The 18,966-nt window shown below is 66.6% G+C and carries 17 protein-coding genes; 10 read left to right on the plus strand and 7 right to left on the minus strand.

All coding sequences use genetic code 11. The annotated features are described in order from the left end of the window. Positions 1 to 89: 89 nt before the first annotated feature. Positions 90 to 1,217, plus strand: a complete 1,128-nt coding sequence (locus ACO054_RS13195) for a zinc-dependent alcohol dehydrogenase family protein (protein ID WP_421707046.1) — start codon at positions 90 to 92, stop codon at positions 1,215 to 1,217. 130 nt (positions 1,218 to 1,347) lie between these two features. On the opposite strand, the gene ACO054_RS13200 is transcribed toward ACO054_RS13195, so the two are convergent. Beyond that, positions 1,348 to 1,878 (minus strand): GcrA family cell cycle regulator, encoded by a 531-nt coding sequence (locus ACO054_RS13200; protein WP_421707047.1) that lies wholly within the window; start codon positions 1,876 to 1,878, stop codon positions 1,348 to 1,350. Positions 1,879 to 2,070: 192 nt separating this feature from the next. Here ACO054_RS13200 and ACO054_RS13205 point away from each other — a divergent pair, with 192 nt between their 5' ends. From ACO054_RS13205 to ACO054_RS13215, 3 genes are all read left to right on the plus strand, one after another. Further along, the gene (locus tag ACO054_RS13205; RefSeq protein ID WP_421707048.1) at positions 2,071 to 2,817 is read left to right on the plus strand and encodes an SAM hydrolase/SAM-dependent halogenase family protein; all 747 of its coding nucleotides are present in this window, start codon (positions 2,071 to 2,073) and stop codon (positions 2,815 to 2,817) included. Beyond that, entirely contained in the window at positions 2,814 to 3,371 is a 558-nt protein-coding gene (locus ACO054_RS13210) for a queuosine precursor transporter (protein WP_421707049.1), read from the plus strand. Before ACO054_RS13205 ends, ACO054_RS13210 begins: the two co-directional genes overlap by 4 nt. Before the next feature lie 155 nt (positions 3,372 to 3,526). After that, positions 3,527 to 4,051, plus strand: coding sequence for a hypothetical protein (locus tag ACO054_RS13215; RefSeq protein ID WP_421707050.1), 525 nt, complete (start codon positions 3,527 to 3,529; stop codon positions 4,049 to 4,051). Positions 4,052 to 4,203: 152 nt separating this feature from the next. On the opposite strand, the gene ACO054_RS13220 is transcribed toward ACO054_RS13215, so the two are convergent. Together ACO054_RS13220 and ACO054_RS13225 are read right to left on the minus strand one after the other, a co-directional pair. After that, positions 4,204 to 4,530 carry a c-type cytochrome gene (locus ACO054_RS13220; protein WP_421707051.1) on the minus strand — a complete coding sequence of 109 codons (327 nt, stop codon included), beginning with the start codon at positions 4,528 to 4,530 and terminating at the stop codon, positions 4,204 to 4,206. An 11-nt stretch (positions 4,531 to 4,541) separates the two neighbouring features. Next, a complete protein-coding gene (locus tag ACO054_RS13225; protein WP_421707052.1) occupies positions 4,542 to 4,838 on the minus strand; it encodes a hypothetical protein in 297 nt (98 codons plus the stop codon). 151 nt (positions 4,839 to 4,989) lie between these two features. Here ACO054_RS13225 and recQ point away from each other — a divergent pair, with 151 nt between their 5' ends. After that, on the plus strand, positions 4,990 to 6,888 hold the full coding sequence (recQ, locus tag ACO054_RS13230) for a DNA helicase RecQ (protein WP_421707053.1): 1,899 nt from the start codon (positions 4,990 to 4,992) through the stop codon (positions 6,886 to 6,888). Between the two features lie 416 nt (positions 6,889 to 7,304). Here the strand turns inward: recQ and ACO054_RS13235 are convergent, their stop codons facing one another. Next, positions 7,305 to 8,294 carry a M48 family metallopeptidase gene (locus tag ACO054_RS13235; RefSeq protein ID WP_421707054.1) on the minus strand — a complete coding sequence of 330 codons (990 nt, stop codon included), beginning with the start codon at positions 8,292 to 8,294 and terminating at the stop codon, positions 7,305 to 7,307. A gap of 298 nt (positions 8,295 to 8,592) precedes the next feature. On the opposite strand from ACO054_RS13235, the gene ACO054_RS13240 reads away from it, so the two are divergent. Continuing rightward, positions 8,593 to 9,939 carry a protoglobin domain-containing protein gene (locus ACO054_RS13240; protein WP_421707055.1) on the plus strand — a complete coding sequence of 449 codons (1,347 nt, stop codon included), beginning with the start codon at positions 8,593 to 8,595 and terminating at the stop codon, positions 9,937 to 9,939. Positions 9,940 to 9,972: 33 nt separating this feature from the next. Here the strand turns inward: ACO054_RS13240 and ACO054_RS13245 are convergent, their stop codons facing one another. Then, positions 9,973 to 12,015, minus strand: a complete 2,043-nt coding sequence (locus tag ACO054_RS13245; RefSeq protein ID WP_421707056.1) for a PAS domain S-box protein — start codon at positions 12,013 to 12,015, stop codon at positions 9,973 to 9,975. Between the two features lie 220 nt (positions 12,016 to 12,235). Here ACO054_RS13245 and ACO054_RS13250 point away from each other — a divergent pair, with 220 nt between their 5' ends. Beyond that, positions 12,236 to 13,828, plus strand: coding sequence for a glucan biosynthesis protein (locus ACO054_RS13250; RefSeq protein WP_421707057.1), 1,593 nt, complete (start codon positions 12,236 to 12,238; stop codon positions 13,826 to 13,828). A gap of 25 nt (positions 13,829 to 13,853) precedes the next feature. On the opposite strand, the gene ACO054_RS13255 is transcribed toward ACO054_RS13250, so the two are convergent. Further along, entirely contained in the window at positions 13,854 to 14,759 is a 906-nt protein-coding gene (locus ACO054_RS13255; RefSeq protein WP_421707058.1) for a LysR substrate-binding domain-containing protein, read from the minus strand. 172 nt (positions 14,760 to 14,931) lie between these two features. Here ACO054_RS13255 and ACO054_RS13260 point away from each other — a divergent pair, with 172 nt between their 5' ends. Next, the gene (locus ACO054_RS13260) at positions 14,932 to 16,275 is read left to right on the plus strand and encodes a hypothetical protein (RefSeq protein ID WP_421707059.1); all 1,344 of its coding nucleotides are present in this window, start codon (positions 14,932 to 14,934) and stop codon (positions 16,273 to 16,275) included. Between the two features lie 415 nt (positions 16,276 to 16,690). Next, on the plus strand, positions 16,691 to 17,332 hold the full coding sequence (locus ACO054_RS13265; protein WP_421707060.1) for a DUF1013 domain-containing protein: 642 nt from the start codon (positions 16,691 to 16,693) through the stop codon (positions 17,330 to 17,332). A 54-nt stretch (positions 17,333 to 17,386) separates the two neighbouring features. Here the strand turns inward: ACO054_RS13265 and ACO054_RS13270 are convergent, their stop codons facing one another. Continuing rightward, on the minus strand, positions 17,387 to 18,181 hold the full coding sequence (locus ACO054_RS13270) for an SDR family NAD(P)-dependent oxidoreductase (RefSeq protein ID WP_421707061.1): 795 nt from the start codon (positions 18,179 to 18,181) through the stop codon (positions 17,387 to 17,389). A gap of 180 nt (positions 18,182 to 18,361) precedes the next feature. Between ACO054_RS13270 and ACO054_RS13275 the strand changes: the two genes are divergently transcribed. Beyond that, the gene (locus tag ACO054_RS13275) at positions 18,362 to 18,940 is read left to right on the plus strand and encodes a DUF2786 domain-containing protein (protein ID WP_421707062.1); all 579 of its coding nucleotides are present in this window, start codon (positions 18,362 to 18,364) and stop codon (positions 18,938 to 18,940) included. The last annotated feature ends 26 nt before the right edge of the window (positions 18,941 to 18,966 follow it).

An 18,966-nucleotide genomic window follows, 5' to 3' on the forward strand; every position in this document is an offset into this window, starting at 1 on the left:
GGAAGCGCAACAGGACTGGGCAGCGCGACAGGACTGGGCAGCGCGACAGGACTGGGAAGCCCGACAGGACTGGGAAGGAAGCGGACAGAATGAAAACCAAGGCAGCAGTTCTGATGGAGATGGGCCGCCCGGCCCCTTACGCCGACAGCCGGCCGCTGGAGATTCTCGACCTGGATCTTGAAGGCCCCGGCGAAGACGAGGTTCTGGTCGAGGTCAAGGCTGCCGGTCTCTGTCACTCGGACCTCTCGGTCATCAACGGCGCGCGCCCGCGCCCCACCCCCATGGCCCTGGGCCACGAGGCGGCCGGCGTGGTCCGCGAGGTCGGGCGCGGCGTCGATGATCTGGCGGCCGGCGATCACGTGGTGATGATCTTCGTGCCGGCCTGCGGCCATTGCATCCCCTGCGCCGAGGGCCGTCCCGCCCTCTGCGAACCGGCGGCTGCGGCCAACGGCGCGGGCACCCTGCTCTCCGGCAACCGCCGCCTGTCTTACGAGGGCCGGCCGGTCAACCATCACATGGGCGTCGCCGCCTTTTCGACCCTGACCGTGGTGTCGCGCCGGTCGCTGGTCCGCGTCGACCCGGAGCTGCCGCTGGACGAGGCGGCCTTGTTCGGCTGCGCGGTCATGACCGGGGTCGGCGCGGTGGTGAATACGGCCAAGGTCGCGGCCGGAAGCAAGGTGGCGGTGATCGGCCTGGGCGGCGTCGGGCTCAACTCCCTGCTGGCCGCACGGCTGGTGGGGGCCGAGCAGATCGTCGCGCTCGACCTGCTGCCGGCAAAGCTGGATCTCGCCCGACAGCTCGGGGCGACGGATTCCGTTCTGGCCAGCGACGAAACCGCGGCCGAGCAGGTCAAGGACCTGACCGGCGGCGGGGTGGACTTCGCCTTCGAGATGGCCGGCTCGGTTCCGGCCTTGGACCTGGCCTACCGCATCACTAGGCGGGGCGGCACCACCGTCACGGGCGGCCTGGCCCATCCCTCGAAGTCGCTGTCCATTCAGCAGGTGAGCCTGGTCGCGGAGGAACGCACACTTAAGGGCAGTTACATCGGCTCCTGCGTGCCGAGCCGCGACATTCCCCGCTATATCGGCCTGTTCCAGCGCGGCCGGCTGCCGGTCGACCGCCTGATGAGCGAGCGGCTGGGCTTCGACGATCTCAACGCCGCCTTCGACAGCCTCGATCGCGGCGAGACCGTACGGCAGATGCTAGTTCCGGGCTAACGGGACCGAGACGGAAGCTCCCCTGGCGCAATCGCCTCCAGGGCGGCTTCTGGGCCAACTCCCAGGGCCTTGCCGAGGACAAAGCGCTCAAAGACCGTTTGAGACTGCTCTGTTCCGTCCCGCTCAAACGCTAAGCAGCTTCTTCTTTCTTCTTGGTGATGTAGGCCATGGCGCAGTGCGCGGCACAGTAAGGTTTCCCCGGTACGGTCGGTTCGCCGCAAAAGTGAAAGGAGGCGTCGCCGGGATCGCCGATCGGCCAAGCACAGGTCTGGCTGCTCAACGAACTGCGGACGGCACGCGACCGGCTGCGGGTCCGAATCGGGCTGCGTTCCGGCTCGGGCGCAACGAAAGGGGATGCCGAAACGGCCTTCCCGTTGGAGGTGGAGCCGTTCGAACCCGTACCGACCGGAACCGAGGTGCCGGAGAAGGGACTGGCCGTGGCCGCACGCGCCGCCGCCTGTCGCTGCGCCGCCGCCGGCCGCCGACGGGTGGTCCCGCCACCGCGCTTGATCGGCGAAGGCCGCGCGGCCAGTTTCAAACGGTGGGCCTTGCCAACCACGGCATTCTTCGATACGCCCAATTGCTTACCGATCTCGGAGGCGGAGTGGCCTGCATCCCACAGCCGCTTGAGCTCGTCGATACGCTCCGGCGTCCAGCTCATTGCACTCTCTCCTACCAACCACATGTCGTGTGCCGCCAGGCAGAACCCACAATATCCGGTGGCAAGCCTGGAGTCGAGCCAAGTCCGTTCGAATCCTGTGGACAAGCTTGAAACTCTTTTCGGAGTCGCCGTACCGGCCGGGCTTGCGAGCCCGCCGGTACGGCCGTGCATCGGAGCAGGGCCGACCGACCAATGATCCTGCTCTACACGGACTTCGGAATCAGCGGACCTTACGTCGGCCAGCTTCATGCCGTTCTGGCACGCGAGGCGCCGGGCATACCGGTCGTCGACCTGCAGCACGACGCCCCGCGCTTCGATCCGAAGGCAGCCGGCTATCTGCTGGCCGCAGTGACGGAGGACTTGCCGTCCGGCAGCGTGGTCCTGAGCGTCGTCGATCCGGGCGTCGGCACGGAACGCACGCCGCTGGCGCTGCAGGCCGGCGGCCTGAGTTTCGTCGGGCCCGACAACGGCCTGCTGGCCCTGGTCGCGCGGCGCAAGCCGCGTGCCGGCGGCCTGCCCGCCAGCGCCTGGCAGATCGACTGGCGGCCCGAGCGCCTGTCCGCCAGCTTTCACGGACGCGATCTCTTCGCGCCTGTGGCCGCCATGCTGGCCAAGCGCCGGGTTCCGGCGGCACGGCCCATGGCACTCGATGCTCTGGTCGGCGCGGACTGGCCGGAGCAGCTGGCAGAGGTTGTCTACCTGGACGGCTACGGCAACGCCATGACCGGATTGAAGGCGGCGGACCTGCCGGCCGGAACGCAGCTTTGTGTCGGCCGCCATCGCCTGAAGCGGGCGGAGACTTTCGGCAGGGTCGCGCCCGGCGAAGCTTTCTGGTACGCCAACGCCTACGGTTTGGCCGAGATCGCCGTCAATCGGGGCTCGGCCGGCCATGACCTCGGGCTGCGGATCGGCAGCCCCATCGGGATCGAAGAGACATGACACAGACTTCCCTGCGCCCCTCCACGCGCGGCGTTGCCCTTGGCATCCTGGCGATGGCGGTCGTCGTCACGGCCTCCAACATTCTGGTGCAGTATCCGCTCAACGACTGGATCACCTGGGGTGCCTTCACCTATCCCATCGCCTTCCTGGTGACCGACATGGCCAACCGCGCCCTGGGTCCGGCCCAGGCGCGACGGGTGGTCTACGCCGGCTTCGCGCTGGCCGTCGTCTTATCGATCCTGCTGGCCGATCCCCGCATCGCCCTGGCCTCCGGCACCGCCTTCCTGGTCGCGCAGCTGCTCGACGTCTCGATCTTCGACCGCCTGCGCAAGTCCGCTTGGTGGCAGGCGCCGCTGGCCTCCTCGACGCTCGGCTCGGTCACCGACACGGCACTGTTCTTCAGCCTGGCCTTCGCAGGCACCGGCCTGCCCTGGGTCACCTGGGCGGTGGGCGACCTCGGCGTCAAGCTGGCCATGGCGCTGGTATTGCTGATTCCCTTCCGCGCCCTGATGGCTTTCGTCCCGGCCCTGCACACGCGCGAAAGCGGCGCCTAAGGGCGATATCGGGTCACAGTCGAGTTTGCGAGTTTTTGGCTCCGGCGGTTCGCCGCTCCTTTGAGATATCTTGTATTTTAGGGGCTGCAATCTTGGCGTGGACTGCATTACGATCCACCACAATGGCGTGCAAGCAGGGGGAACCGTAAAAAGGCATGGAGGCGATTGTTCGTTCGTTGGGGATATCCGCCGGAGTCTTCCTACTATTGGCCGGATGCGCTCAGAACCCAGAGCACATAGAAGCTCACTCCGTTTCTCCGATCGTTTACGCACCGTTGAATTGCCAGGAGATCGAACAGGAACTCGATCAGTTATCCACCCGCCTAAATGAAGTCAAAGACCTTCAGCGAGTTGCAGCTGCGAGGGATGCGGAGCTACTTGTTCTCGGGATCCTCTTTGGACCGGCTGTCTATGCCGTGAATCAAGGGTCCCGATCCAACCACTCTGAGGAACTCGGCCGCCTGAAAGGCGAGCAAGATGCGCTGCTGTTGGCCGGTGCCGTAAAGAACTGCGAGAACATAAATGCGTTGATCGCAGCGGAAGCAGAAGCGGACGCAGCGGCCACGGCTTCAAATACTTCGGTGGATGCGCGCGAGTTGAAGCGTCAGAAGGAGAACGAGACGATCCCCTTCGCAAAGCGGCGACGCGAGTTCTTCAACGACCCGGATCATCCTCTCTAGCCCGGACTGGGAACCATTTAGAGGACTCCGCTCGTACCCAACAGTCTCATCGCAGTTTCGTTTTTAGCTACGACGAGGCGCCAGACGACATACGCCAACCGGGGCAACGACCGAAAGGCGCGGTCGGCCACGCCGCCGTCAATCTAGAACACCTACTCCACCAGGCTACGGATGTAGGCGACGATGTCGTCGATCTGGTTTTCCGGAAGCTGCAGGCTGGGCATCTGCGGGTGGGGGTCGTAGATGAACCCCCGGATGCGACCCTCGGTCATGCCCTCACTGTTCGCGATGGCGTGAAAGGTCGGCACGGCGTCGGATGCGCCGGAGGCGGTTTCCCCGACCAGATGACAGAGTGCGCAGAGTTGGCGCGACAGCGCCTCGCCGCGCTCGACGGCGGTTTCTTGGGCTATGGCAGGACCGGCGGCCAGACAGGCCAGAAGACAGGCGGTAGATAGCCTTGTGAAGAGCTTTCTCGGCACGGAGGATTTCCTCAACAGGTTCGTTCTTCGGCGCTTTGGCAGGGTTGTAACTCAAATACCGTCGCCGGAGAGGTACGCGTGACGTCGAAGGCCCGCTGGTCGTCGCAGTGCGCCCGCGCCGCGATGATCTCGCGGTCGCCCTCCCGAACGACGCTGACCTGGGAGAAGAAGGACACGACACAGCCCTGCTCCTCCCCCAACTGATCGACGAGTTGCCGACGCCAGTCCTCGCCGTCGGCCGCCAGGGTGGGCTGCCCCGGACTGGTCAGAACGAGCGCCGCGAGCAGCGCCCCGGCCAGCAGAGCCATGAACCGGGATGGAGCCTGGGTAGGGGCCGGGATAGGGCAGCGGAAGCTTCGCATACCCATCAGTATGCCAGCAGTCTTGTCCCCAGGAAATCAATCGATTGTGGCAAGGACGCCTTGCGCCATCGCCCGGAAAGCGATCAAAGGGAAAGTCATGCTGGAAAGCTCTTCCCGAGTCGCTCCATCGCCGACCGATGCGGAGGTCGGCAGGGCCGGCGGCGAATCCCCCTTCGCCGACCCGCGACAGGCGCTGCGCGAGGTCTTCGGGCACGAGGCCTTTCGCGGCCTGCAGTCGGAGGCCATCGAGACCCTGCTGGCCGGTCGCGACCTGCTGCTGGTCGCGCCGACCGGCTTCGGCAAGTCGGCCTGCTACCAGATCCCTGCTCTTTGCCGGAGCGGCACTGCCGTCGTGGTCTCTCCCCTGATCGCCCTGATGGCCGACCAGGTCGCGCAGCTGCGCGAGGCCGGCGTCGCCGCCGACATGCTGAACTCCGCCCTGTCCGAGGCCGAGCGTCGCGCGGTGCTGCAACGCCTGCGCGCCGGCGTCACCCGCCTGCTCTACGTTGCCCCCGAGCGTCTGCTGATGGACGGGACGCTCGAGCTGCTGGAGCAGTGCGCGCTCTCCCTGATCGCCATCGACGAAGCCCACTGCGTCTCGCAATGGGGCCACGACTTCCGCCCGGAGTATCGCCGGCTTTCCGCCCTGTCCGGCTGGTTTCCCAAGGTCCCGCGCATCGCGGTGACCGCCACGGCGGACGCGCAGACCCGGGCCGACATCCTGGGCCAGCTTCAGATGCCGGAGGCCAAGGTGCTGGTCGGCGGCTTCGACCGCCCCAACCTGCGCTGGAACTTCGCCGAGAAGCGCGAGCCGCTGCGCCAACTCGACCGCTTCCTGGCGGCGCGGCCAGAGGGCTCCTCCGGCATCGTCTACGTGCGGTCGCGCAAGAAGGCCGAACAGACGGCGGAGCGCCTGGCCGGCATGGGCTACGCGGCCGAGGCTTATCACGCGGGGCTGGAGGCCGACCTGCGCGCCGAACGGCAAGCCCGCTTTCAGCGCGACGAAGGGCGTGTCGTGGTGGCCACCATCGCCTTCGGCATGGGCATCGACAAACCGGACGTGCGCTGGGTCGTTCACCTAGACCTACCCCGCTCGCTGGAGGCTTGGTATCAGGAGGTCGGGCGCGCGGGTCGCGACGGCCTGCCGAGCGAAACCCTGACGCTGTTCGGCGCGCAGGACGTCAGCTTCATCCGCCGCATGATCCGCGAGTCGGACGCGCCGGACGAGGTCAAGCGGGTCGAGCTTCTGAAGCTGGAGCAACTGGTCGGGCTAGCCGAGGGCGTCGGCTGCCGCCGCCAGGGGGTGCTGGCCTACTTCGGCGATAGCTGCGAGCCCTGCGGCAACTGCGATGCCTGCCTGGAACCGCAGGAAGCCATGGACGGCAGCGCCCAGGCACAGAAGGCCCTGTCCGCCGTCTACCGCACCGGCCAGGTCTTCGGCGCCGCCCATATCGTGGACGTGCTGCGCGGCGTCGAGAGCGAGAAGGTCACGCGGAACCGTCACGACCAGCTCTCCGTGTTCGGCATCGGCGGCGAGACCGGGGAGGCAGACTGGCGTTCGATCCTGCGTCAACTGACGACGCGGGGGCTGCTGGAGGTGGATCTGGAGGGCCACGGCGGGCTGCGGCTCGGCCCTGCGGAGCGGGTCCGCCGCGTGTTGCGCGGCGAGGCGGCGGTGACCCTGCGCCGTCCCACCCGCCCGAGCCGGGCGGCGGGGCGCACAGGCCGGACCGGGAGCAAGGGCTCTTCCGCCCAGTCAGCGGATCTCTCGCTGGCCGACACGGCGCTGTTCGAGGCCCTGAAGGCGAAACGCCGCGAACTGGCGGCAACGGCCGGCGTGCCGCCCTACGTGGTGTTCCACGACCGCACGCTGATCGAGATGGCACAGCTGCGTCCCGGCAGCCGCGCGGCCTTTGCCGAACTGCCGGGTGTCGGCCGCTCCAAGCTGGACAAGTACGCGGAGAGCTTCCTGGCCGTTGTTGCCGCGGAAGGCTGACCGCGCCTGCCGAACACCGACTGGAGACCTGCCGAGGCCCGGAGGGAGCGGCTTGTCACCAGCCCCGGCCGCTCCAGGTCGCGCGACGGGATCGCCCCCGCCGTTCCGCCAAGCCTGCCATCCCCATAAGCCTGCCAGAGAAGATCGAGAAAGCCGAAGAGGATCGTCATGGCCGCCGAGACGCTTGCCTACAGCGCGACCGACGAGGTGGTCAGGGAGCCGGACGGAACGGCGTAGCTGCGCAACAGGCCGGACAGAACCCAGTCTGCGAGACGACGCAGCGGCATCGCAGTCTCCCCTAATGGGACGATAAGGCAGGACGATAAAACCGAACCAAAGCCGCCGAACCAAAGCGCCCGAACCAAGGCAGAGCTGCGACCGAAGACGGGCGCGCCTGGCCCGAGTGCGGTCGCGCCTTAGATCAGCCTTCCCCCGAACTCGACACAGGTCTGCGGCGTCACCCGCAAGCGCCGGCCGTCCAGCTCGCAGGCGACCATATCCTGAGGCGGCGTTGCCTCGGTGCGGCCGGCAAGGCCGCTCTCGTCTGCGTCCGCGTTCTGGCGATAGATCGCCATGGCCTCGGGCAGCAGCCCCTCGATCTGGCCGATACGGGTCTGGTCAGACGGATGAGTCGACATGAACTCGGAGGGCGCCTCTCGCTCGCGCTCGGCGATGCGGTCGACCCAGAACTCACGAGCCTCGCGCGGGTCGTATCCCTGTTGCGCCATGTACTCGACGCCCAGACGGTCGGCCTCCAACTCGTGGCGGCGCGAATAGGGCAGGAGAATACCGAAGGTGGCGCCGGCCCCCAGCGCGCCGATGGCGACCTGGGTCACGGTGCGGTCGGTGCCGAAACCCGCCAGCAGAGCCGCGGAACCGCCGACGACCAACGAGGTCAGGAGCTGCTGGCTGACGCGCTCGGCCGAGTGGCGGGCCGCCACATGCCCGACCTCGTGACCCACCACGGCCGCCATCTGGGCGTCGTTGTCGAAGTCCTCCAGGATACCGGTGAAGATCGCGACCTGTCCGCCAGGCAGCACAAAGGCGTTGGACGGCCCCTCGAAAACCTCGAACTGCCAATCCCGTGCTCCGCCGAGGCCGGAGGCATCGACCATATCCCGGCCGACCCGCTGAACGGCTTGGCGCTGGGCCGCCGTTCCGCCACGGTCGTACTCACGCCGCACCTGCTGCCAAGTCCGGGCCGACATGGTCGCCAGATCGTTGTCGCTGACCAGCATCAGCTGATCGCGCCCTGTCAGCGGGTTGGTCGAACAGCCGACGAGGCCGACGGCGCCACCGGCGAGCAGACCCAACATCATCTGTCGCCGGCCCAGGAGCGGTCCGAAGCCACCGCCCGAGCGCGCGCTGAGCCGCGCCAACGCTGCGTGCTTGCGACAACAGGCCATCGCAATTCCCTTTCGATCCGAAAGTCTAGGCGTGATGTCAATCTTACGCAGGGCACCGAGGGCTGTCTCCCTCCTCTTGGAGGTGCCCCTTTCTAGGGTCGGCGATTTTGGGTTTAGCGACTTGGGTTTAGCGACTTGGCAGCTTCCCGGGAATCGTCGGCGCTCGGTCGTTTTAGGATCATATAAAATCCAGGCTGCCTCTATAAGCCCGCTAACATTATGGGAAATTTTACCTTCAATTTACTTCTGAATTACAGAATTGCTACTCCACGCAGGGTAATCATGGAGCGCACCGAAAGTGACCGCAGATACCATCGAGGATCGTCTCGACTTCATCAAGCTGGACGAGGAGTCTCTTCGCCATCTCAGGTCTCTGCGCCCCTGGCTGCAACAGCATCTTCCGGGCATTCTGGACCAGTTCTACAGCCATCTTTCGCACTACCCCGAGATGGCGGCCATGTTCCCGACGCAGGAACATCGCGACGCCGCCCATGGCGCACAGCTCAAACACTGGCTGAGGATCGCGGACGGCACCTACGACGACGGCTATATCGAGTCCGTGCGGCGCATCGGACAGGCGCACAGCCGGCTTGGACTCTCGCCCCGTTGGTACATCGGCGGCTACGCGCTGCTGATGACCGGCCTTCAGGCCAGCATCCTGGAGCGGATGCAGACCGGCTGGCTGCAGCGCACCGACAAAACAGCCTGCGCCGCCGAACTCGCCGCTATCGCCAGGGCCGTCCTGCTCGACATGGAACTCTCAATCTCCGTCTACATCGAGGAGCATCAGCGCGCCAAGGACGAGACGCTGGCCCGTCTGGCAGAGGCCTTCAAGGACAAGGTCGGAGCCATCGTGGACACGGTGGGCACCGCCGCGACCGACATGCAAGGCTCGGCGACCGGAATGCTGACGACAGCGCAGAACGGCAGCGAGCTGGCAGCCTCCGTCACCGCAGCCTCGGAGGAAACCTCGGCCAACGTCGCAGCGGCAGCGGCGGCCTGTGAGCAGATGGGCAGTGCGGTTCAGGAGATCTCAACCCAAGTCCAGCAAGCCGCGAGTATCGCGGCCGACGCCGTCTCACGCACCGAGCGCACCGCAAGCGCGATTCAGCAGCTCGTCGACTCGGCCGAGCGGATCGGAACCGTGGTGACCCTGATCAAGGAGATCGCTGAGCAGACCAACCTGCTGGCGCTCAATGCCACCATCGAAGCCGCCCGCGCCGGCGAGGCCGGCAAGGGTTTCGCCGTCGTCGCCTCCGAAGTGAAAAGTCTCGCCACCCAGACCGCCGGAGCCACCGAGGACATCAGCCAGCAGATCGCCGCCATGCAGTCGGCGACGGAAGAGGCCGCCGGCTCGATGACCTCGATCTCGGATGCGATCGACCGGATCAACGAGGTTTCGGGATCCATCGCCTCCGCCGTCGAGGAACAGTCGGCAGCCACGCGGGAGATTGCCCGCAGCACCCAGGACGCCTCGGCCGGCACCCAGGACGTCTCGGCCCGCATGGTCACGCTGGAGACGGCCTCGTCCGAAACCGGGTCGGCGGCGCAAGTCGTGGTATCGGCGGCGGGCGAACTCTCCAAGGATGCCGAGCGTCTGAGCCAGCAGGTCGATGCCTTCCTGCAGGAAATCTCGGCTGCCTGATTGGGGACGCCTCAAGCTTCGGGTGATCCCGATCTATGGCTCCGCGCGGCGATCCTGTCGCGGGAAGTGAACCCGAGCCCAAGTCCCGACGCCCAGCGTACTTTCCAATTTGAAGGTCGCGCCCTGCATCTCCGCGAGCTGGCGAACGATGGGCAGCCCGAGACCGAGACCGCTTTCCACCATCGCCTTGGCTTGCTCGCTGCGTTCGAAGGGCTGCAGCAGGGTCTCGATCTGATCGGGTGGAATACCGGGACCTTCGTCGCGCACCTCCAGCATCGCCCCCTGGGGATCGAGGACGCCCTTCACCTGGATCGGTCCGCGTGGCCGGCCGTAGCGCGCAGCGTTGCTGACGAGATTGATCAGGATCTGCTTGAGCGCGCGTAGATCCGCCTGCACCTCGAAGGCCTTGTCGATTTCGACGGACAGCCTGCAGCCATGCTGTTCCGCGACGGCGGTCAACAGATGGGTGAAGCCGAGAACTTCATCGGCGCCGACCGGTTGAACGCTCATCTCCCAGCGGCCCGCCTCGATCCGCGACATGTCGAGGATGTCCGAGAGGATATCCAGCAGGTGCCGGGCTGACTGAACGATATCGCCGACGTAGGACTCGTAGCGCGGGTTGCCGATGGGCCCGAAGACTCCGTGCTGCATGACCTCGGAAAAGCCAATGATGGCGTTGAGCGGCGTCCGCAGCTCATGGCTCATGGTGGCGAGGAAGTTGCTCTTGGCCCGGTTCGCCCGTTCGGCCTCCGTACGCGCCTCGCGCAGCCGGGCCTGGGTTCGGGCGTGTTCGATGGCCAGGCGGGCGACGTCGCTGAGTTCGGACAAAACGACGTTGTCGTCGGGCCTCGGCGCGATGGACTGCGGCAGATAGATCGCCAGCACACCCAACACGCGCGCCTGGCCGGACACGATCGGCTCCAACCAAGCGGCACGGATCCCGGCGGCCGCGAGCGCCGCCGTCAGGGGATGGGTTGGGGCCGGGATTGAGGTCGGGGACGCCGCGAGCGCTTCGCCCTCGTCCAATCGCTCCTGGATCACGCGCTTGCCCTCGGCGGCCGCCCGCCCGGGAGAACTGCCGCCGGGACCGACCGGCAGCAGCCGAAGCTGTTCGGACAAGGCCTCTGGCAGATGCGGCGCCCCGGCGAGTTCGAGCGCGTCGCCGTTGCGGCGCAGAATGGCGACGGTGCTGCCGTCGATCGCCTGCTCGGCGGTCAGAACGATCTGCCGCAGCACAGGCTCCAAGGGGGCCCCGGCGGCGATCGCCGAGAGTGCGGCGGCGCGCCCGTCGCGCAGGATACGGTCGCGCTTTTCCGCTGTGATGTCCGTATCGATCCCGAGCGCGCGCAGCGGCGCCCCTGTTTCGTCCGTGATGACCCGCGCGCGAGAGCGGACCCAGATGTAGGTTCCGTCCGCCCGCCGCAGCCGGTGTTCGGTGGTCACGTCGCCCCGGCTGGTCGCCCTTTGATGAGTCAGGCGGCCCGCCACCCGCGAGCGGTCCTCGGGATGCACGTAATCGATGGTCGCATAGCCGAACTCGCGGTTGCTCTTCGGATAACCGAGCATCTTCAGCAAACCGCCGAAGTCGGTGAGCGCTCCGGTCCTGTAGTCGAAGACCCAAGTGGCGCCGCCGATCATGTCGATGGCAAGCGTCAGCCGCTCCCGCGACTCCCGTTCGGCCACTTCCCGGCTGCGCTGTTCAGAAACGTCGGTTAGGCGGATGAACACCGCGTTCTGCCCGTCGTATTCAATCGGGTAGCCGGCGACCTCCACCTGCTTCAGAGACCCGTCGGCACAGACCAGACGCGCATCGCGCGGCGGAAGCTGCTCCTGATTGCGCCAGCGCCGAACCCGTTCGCGCACGAGCGGCAGATCCTCGGCGGCATTGAGGTCCCACATAGTCTTGCCGGCCAGTGCCTGGGGATCGGTATAGCCCAGCACTTCGGCGGCGGCCTTATTCGCGAACAGGACCTCCAGGCCATTGGTCACCAACATGGGAGCCGGAGACTCTTCCAAAAGCCACTTCCACCTCGCTTCGCTGGCTGGACCACCCCCTGGGGCCTGCACCGCAGCCATGGACACACCTCAATCTCTCAGCGCAGTCACAGACCATAAACCACTTCGGCAACTATCTGAGACAAAACTGCTTGCATTCACGTTAAGCATTTCGTCCGCCGGTATGTGAAAGCAGACGAACAATTCTACCGCCCCACAGATGTTTCAGGGCCGATCTTATCCGACGCAGGCAACTGCATTAAGTTGATCAATCAATCCTCTACTCTCCCGGCAAGGACCCATGACCGATAACTCCTTCCAGTTCAGTCCTGATCTAGACCGGCGGCAGCTTGTCAGTGGCGTCGCAGCAGTCGGTGCGTTGGCAGCCTTAAGTCTCCCGACCCCCGTTTTCGCGGGCGGCAATGCTAGTATTCCGCTTTTGGAGCCGAGGCAATACAATCTAGAGGGATTGATCGCCCAGGCACGGGCGCTGGCCCAGCGCCCCTGGATGCCACCGCGCCGCATCGCGCCGGAGGTTCTGGAAAGGGTCGACTACGACGCCTTCCAGCAGATTCGTTTTCGGGAGGCCGCCGCCGTCTCGGCCGGTCCGGGCGGAGCTTGGCCGCTGGCCCCCTTTCACCTGCACCGCTTCGCCGATCTGCCCGTCGCCATCCACCTGGTGACGGACGAGGGGGCGCGGCAGCTGGGCTATGCACCGCAGGCCTTCGAGTATCGCGGCGACTTGCAGGCGGAGGATTTCCCCGCCGACATGGGCTATGCCGGCTTTCGCCTGCTGAACACCGACGGCAGTCCGGGCGACTGGCTAGCCTTGATGGGGGCCAGCTACTTCCGCAGCTCCGACCCCATGAACCAGTACGGCCTGTCCGCCCGGGGCCTGGCGATCGATACGACCGCGCCCGGACGGGCCGAGGAGTTTCCGCGATTCACCTCCTTCTGGCTCGACCAGCGCGATCCCGAACGGCTGATTCTCGACGCCCTGCTGGACAGTCCCAGTCTGAGCGGGGCCTACCGCATGGAGATCGTTCGCGCCCAGAGTACCGAGATGACCGTGACCTCGCGCCTGTTCTTCCGGGAGGGCGTGACGCAACTAGGGGTCGCGCCGCTGACCTCCATGTACTGGTATTCCGAAACCAACCGGCAGAGTGCGAGCGACTGGCGGCCGGAGGTCCATGACAGCGACGGGCTGGTGCTCTGGACCGGCACCGGCGAACGGATCTGGCGGCCGCTCAACAATCCGCCGCAAGTCACCACCAGCAGTTTCTTGGACGAGAATCCCCGAGGCTTCGGGCTGATGCAGCGCGACCGCGCCTTCGCCAACTACCAGGACGACGCAGTCTTCTACGAACGCCGCCCGGCCGTCTGGATCGAGCCACTGGGGGATTGGGGGCGAGGGTCCGTGCAGCTGATCGAGATCCCAACCGACGACGAGATTCACGACAACATCGTCTGTTTCTGGACGCCCGAACGCGAGACCTCGGCAGGCGACGAGATGGCCTGGGACTATCGCCTGGTCTGGACGGCCGACCCCATGGCACCGGACGGACTGGGCCGGACCGTCGCCACCCGCGTCGGCCGCGCCGGCGTGCCGGGTCAGCCGCGTCCCGAGGACGGCAACAAGGTCGCCATCGACTTCGTGGGCGGCCGCCTGGCCGACTTCGGCTCCACCGACCCGGTCGAGACGATGGTCAGCACCAGTGCCGGACGGATCGACGGCACCTACGCCCTGAGGGTTGTGGGCACCGATACCTGGCGGCTGATCTTCGACGTCTACCCAGAGGAAGCGGAGCTTTTGGAGCTGCGCGCCTTCCTCGCCTACGAAGGTGCTCCCTTGACCGAAACCTGGGCGATGCAGCATCGGCCGGTGGCGTTCTAGAATCCGGCTCTCCAAACCGCCACCCTCACAGCTCGGCGGCAGGGCGAAGCTTGGCGCTACAGTCGAGCACCGCCTCCAGCGCGCGGCTGACCCGCTTGGGATTCCAAACGAGACGCGTGGTCACCTGCGGTACGGGCGGTGCCAGCGGCCTGAAGACCACGCCATCGCGCCGCAGGACCGTGAAGCCGGCAGGACCCAGAGCGACGCAGCCGGTCGCAGCGATCACGAACAGGATGGTCGCGATCTGGCTCACCTCCTGCACGATCCTCGGCTCGAACCCGGCCTTCCGGTAGAGGCCTACGTAAAGATCGTGTGCCGCCGGGTCGTAGTCGCGGGAAAGATTGAGAATCGGCTCTCCCTCAAGATCGCCGATGGCCACTCGGTCGCGCGCGGCCAACCGGTGGCCCGCCGGCAGCAGACAGATCACCGGTTCGCGCCAGACAGTACGGAGCTGCAGATCGGCCGTGCGCGGCTCCGCGCGCACCATCCCGGCATCCAGGGTGCCGTCCCGCAAGGCGGCGAACTGCTCGCGCGCCGTCATCTCGCGCACGCGAAAGCCGATCTCGGGGCTCTTGTCGCGAACCGCCCGCATGAGAGCCGGCATGGCTTCGAAGGTTGCGGCGCCAATCAGCCCGAAGGTCAAGGTCCCGCGCAGTCCTAGCGCGGCTTCGCGCGTGCGCAGAACGGTCGCTTCCGCCTTGGCAAGCATTTCACGGGCATCGCCATAGAGGCTCCGCCCCGCATCGGTCAGTTCCACCCGCCGGCGATTGCGCGCAAACAGCGCGACGCCGAGGCGTTGCTCCAGCTCCTTCACCTGCTGGCTGACCGCCGACTGGGTGGCATGCAGGCGCACCGCCGCGCGCCGAAAGTGCAACTCCTCGGCCACCGCGCAGAAACTTCGGAGCAGCCGCAGCTCCAGTTCACTGTTCATGATTTCTAATCACATGATCGATTTTGGCATCTATGCGCGATCATAGAGCCGCACCATCTGCTTGAGCAACGGCGTTGCAAGCGAAGCTCTGGAACCGCTGGAGACCGGCTCTTCGCGTTCGCACGACCCGGCGCGATCTCGAAAAATCTCACCACAACGGCAGGAGTTCACGATGCGACGCTTCCTCTCGCTCACGGCCATGACGGTGGCCGGCGGTCTGGCCCTGACCCAGTCCCTCGCCGCACAGGAGACGCGGGACCTGCGAGGCCAACTCGACTTCGAGGGCCGCTACCTGGTCTCCATCTCGGATGCCGACATGGTGGCCTCGGCCTATGTGAACGGCCAACTCGGCCCCCGCGAGGGGCGCGACGCGCTCTCGATCCTGCCCCTGGAAGGCGACCCGCGCGACTGGCAGGCCTACGAAATCTTCGCCTCCAATTCGGTGGCCGGACCGCCGGCGGCTGTCGCCCTGTCTCCCGACGGCCGCTACGCCTTCGTGGTGGAGAGCTTTACGCCACGCCCCGACAACGACGATCCGCACGCCTTCGGCGATCTGACTCAAGGCAGGCTGCTGAAGGTCTTCGACCTGCAGGACCCGACCAACCCCCGGCTGATTCAGGAACGCGAAACCCTGGAGCGACCGGACGCGGTGCAGATGAATGCGGCCGGCGACATCCTGGCCGTCACCTATCATCCAGCAGGCGCCGGCAGCGAAACGCCGCTCGCGCTCTATCCCTTTACCGACGGCGAACTGGGCGAGCGGGTAACGCCCACGATCGACGGCTGGCCCAACGGCGAGCGTCTGATCGAAGCGAACTGGCATCCCGAAGACGACGTTCTGGCCATGATCGACACCAGCGGCGGCGCCACGCTGCGCTTCGCCCGCGTCGCCGACGACCTGTCCGTCGAGGTGTTCGGCAACGTCGTGGATATCGAGCGGGCGCCCTACCGCGTCGAGTTCACGCCGGATGGGCGTCACGTCGCAATCAACGCCCTCTACTGGGGTCCGGACATCGAGGGAACCTGGATCGAGGCGCCGCGCGGATCGCTGCTGACGGTGCGCATGAACGCGGAGACGGAGGGCGACAGCGTCCGCCATGCCTTTGTCAGCCGGATCACCACCGGCGTTTCGCCCGAGGGGCTGGCGATCAGCCCGGACGGCCGCTGGGTTGCCACGACCAACTTGGAGCGCAGCTACCTGCCCTACGACGACGCGCGCATCACCTGGTTCAGTTCGATCACCCTGGCGCGATTGGACCCGGAGAGCGGTCAATTGACCCACGTCGGCGACTTTCCCTACGACGGCATCCTTCCCGAGGCCGCCGTCTTCGATAACTCCAGCAACTACCTGGCCGTGGCCAACTACGATCACTTCGACGACCGCCGTGTCGGCTCTTCCATCGACTTTTGGAGGATTCAGGCCGACCCCCTCGATCTTGCGAACGTGCAGCTCATCAAGACCGAGCATTCGGTGCCGGTGACGCGCGGCGCACACTCTCTGGCCATCGCTCGGTAGCAGGATCGCCGCAGGCTTGGGCGACTGCCGGCCAGGGGCTTCCGTCTCCAGTCGCAAGCGGAAGCCCGCGTCCTGCATGGCGCCGGCGCTGCGCTGCTCGCCGGGCTGCTGGTTGTGCATATCGGGGCCGCCGTCTTTCACCGACGCCTGTTCGGCGGGCCAGTGATACAGCGCAGGTGGGGGCCGTCCGGCAAAAGCTGAGCGCTGACAGGAGGTCGGAGCTCAGGCTCTCATCCGCCCGCCGTCCGAAGTCTCAGGGCCTGGAACTTCGAAAGACGGCAAAACGGGCTTTCGCCCGAAACCGACAAGCTCTATATAGCCAGGAAGCTCCCCGCTTATCAGAACAACGGCGTTGTCGCCCTAACGGCGCAATGCAAGTGCCGGTTGGTGACCGCCGGTGCGACGGAGGACGACAATGGCCGATACCCTGCCCCTGATGCCCAAGGCGACCGCCGTCTGGCTGGTCGAGAACACTGCGCTGACCTTCGATCAGATCGCCGACTTCTGCGGAATGCATCCGCTGGAGGTTCAGGGCATCGCCGACGGCGAGGTCGCGGTCGGCATCCAGGGCATGGACCCGATCACCAGCAACCAGCTGGACAAGACGGAACTGGAGCGTGCCCAGGAGGACGCCAAGTACCGCATGAAGCTGCTGAAGCAGGACCTGCCCCAGCCGGCCAAGCGCACCAAGGGCCCCCGCTACACACCTGTGGCCAAGCGCCAGGACAAGCCGGACGGCATCGCCTGGCTGCTGCGCTTCCATCCCGAGCTGAAGGACAGCCAGGTCGCCAAGCTGATCGGCACCACCAAGAACACCATCGGCGCCGTGCGCGACCGTAGCCACTGGAACTCACCCAACATCCGGCCGAAGGATCCCGTCCTGCTCGGCCTCTGCACCCAGTCCGACCTGAACGCCACCGTTGCGAAGGCCCGCAAGGCCCGCCCCGAGGCAGTAATCCAGGAAGAGCCGCAGCCGGCCTACGAGCCCGGCCCGGACCTGCCGAGCGGCTTCGGGGAGTCGCTGCCGGAGAACTACCCCTTCAAGCTGCCCGACTGAGACACGGCAAAAAGGCGCCTGCGGGCGCCTTTTTCCATGCGGCACGGTCCGGCGTCACTCGTCGACAGGCACCGTGTAGTTGAGCGCCAGGCGGCCGCCGTCGGGGTAGAGGGTCTGGCCCGTCATGTAGCTGGCATCCTCGCTCGCCAGGAAGAGCGCGACACGTCCGATTTCCTCCGGTTCGCCCATACGGCCCATCGGCGTGCGCGACATGGCGTTGCGGCGCTTTTCCGGGTCGTTCAGCACGGCCTGCCCCATCTCCGTGGCGATGGAGCCGGGACCGATCGCGTTCACCCGGATGCCGTGGGGCGCGAGCGACAGGGCCATGGCCTTGGTCAACTGGTTGACCCCGCCCTTACTCGAGACGTAGGGCGCGATGGCCGGGATCGCGACCACCCCGTTGATCGAGGACATGTTGACGATGGCGCCGCCTTTGCGGCCTGCCGCCGCCTGCGCCACCATCTGGCGCGCCGCCGCCTGACCGGTCAGGAAGACGCCCTTCAGATTGACCCGCATCGTGCGGTCCCAGTCCTCCTCCTCCAGCTCCAGGAAGTCCTTGGCGATGACGATGCCGGCGTTGGCAACGGCGATGTCGAGGTGCCCGTAGGCCTCGACGGCGGCGGCGATCAGCGCCTCCACCTGCCCCTTGTCGCCGACATCGCAGGCCAGGAAGCGCGCCTCGCCGCCGGCTTGGCGAATTGCCTCGGCCGAGGCCTCGCCCGCCGCCGACTCGATGTCGCTCAGCACGACTTGAGCGCCCTCTGCCGCGAAAACCTGCGCGACGGCCCGGCCGATCCCCCGCGCGGCCCCCGTGACCAGCGCGACCTTACCCGTCAAACGTTCGCCCATCTCCGCTTGCTTCCTTCCCATGGCTGCTCGTTTACCGGGCGGCAAGCTGCCATGCGGAGGACCGGGCGGCAACCGGCTCCGGCCAGGATATTGCGGAAGGATTCGCGGAATTCCAAGGTGCAGCCTGTCAAGCTCAAGCTTGCCTGGAACCGGCGACGAACCTTGCCTATCGTCTAGGCGATGTCAGAGAGCTTTACCCCCGATGAGCGCAATCGGCTGCACAAGCTGCTGGTGCTCGCCAAAGAATCCCCCTACCCCGGCGAACGCCGCGCGGCCCTGGCCGCCGCCGAGCGTCTGGCCGCGCGCAAGGGCCTGAGCCTGGAGGATGCCGCGAGTTTCGCCGCGCACGACGCCGAGATGGCCGCCGAGCGGGAGCAGCGCGAACAGCAGAAGCAGCGCGAGAGCTACTGGCAGAAGCGCAGCGCCGAGGATGCCGACTTCGCACGGCGGTTCCATCAGGCCTACCACGCCCATGACAGCCAGGCAGCCGCGGCCAGCCGGGCCCGTCAGCGCGCCCAGTGGGCCCAGGACGAGGCCGAACGCAAGGCGGCCCGCGAGGCACGGGAGGCGCGGTCACGCAGCTTCCGCCGCCGCTCCGGCCGGCGCATTCCGCCGACCGAACACGCCAAGGTGCTGATCCGGGAAACCAACCTGCCGCTGTCGGAAATCGCCCGCATCACAGGCATCGAGCTGAACGACCTGATCGCCCTCAAGCTCAAGCTGCGCCCGGTCATGAGAGAACGCTCGCGGGCCGGCTAGAGCGCGATCATCTTAGCTGCCCGGCG

Source organism: Algihabitans sp. (genome assembly GCF_965226985.1).
GTDB lineage: Bacteria > Pseudomonadota > Alphaproteobacteria > Kiloniellales > DSM-21159 > Algihabitans.